This window comes from Limnohabitans sp. Rim28 (genome assembly GCF_000293865.2).
In the GTDB taxonomy this organism is placed as follows: Bacteria; Pseudomonadota; Gammaproteobacteria; order Burkholderiales; family Burkholderiaceae_C; genus Limnohabitans_A.
This window is the reverse complement of sequence record NZ_ALKN02000059.1, coordinates 1-429: the sequence shown is the minus strand read 5'-3', so window position 1 is coordinate 429 and position 429 is coordinate 1. Positions and strand designations below refer to the sequence as shown.

Genomic DNA, 429 nt, shown 5'->3' with positions numbered 1-429 from the left:
GTGGCAGCAGCCAACGCAGCGGGCACCGCTTTGGGCACCGCGCAAACCGAACTGGATGCGGCGCAGACGGCGCTTGCCAACGCGCTGAGCGCCATGAGCGACCCGGCCACACCGGCGCAATTGCTGGCCGTAGAGACAGCCCAGACAGCGCTGACGGCCAAGGCCACAGCCGCGACCAATGCGGCTAACGCGGCCAGCACCGCAGTGGCAAATGCCCAGGCTGCGGCCACCGCTGCTGGCGAGACGATCGACTTGTCTGCCATTACCAACGCAGCAGCATCGGCCATTGCCGACGCTGGCACGGTGGCAGCGGCCACCACGGCCAGCGAAAGCGCCACAGACGCTGAAGTGGCCAAGTGGGCGGCTCAGACCAACACTGCGAACGCCACACTGACAACGGCGCAAAGCGAACTGGATGCAGCGCAGACG

General features: G+C 67.1%; 1 protein-coding gene. It reads left to right on the top strand.

What is annotated here, in order from left to right; genetic code table 11:
- Positions 1-429, top strand: a 429-nt coding sequence (locus tag B472_RS17185; protein ID WP_202862792.1) for a hypothetical protein, incomplete at both ends; no start/stop codon positions are given.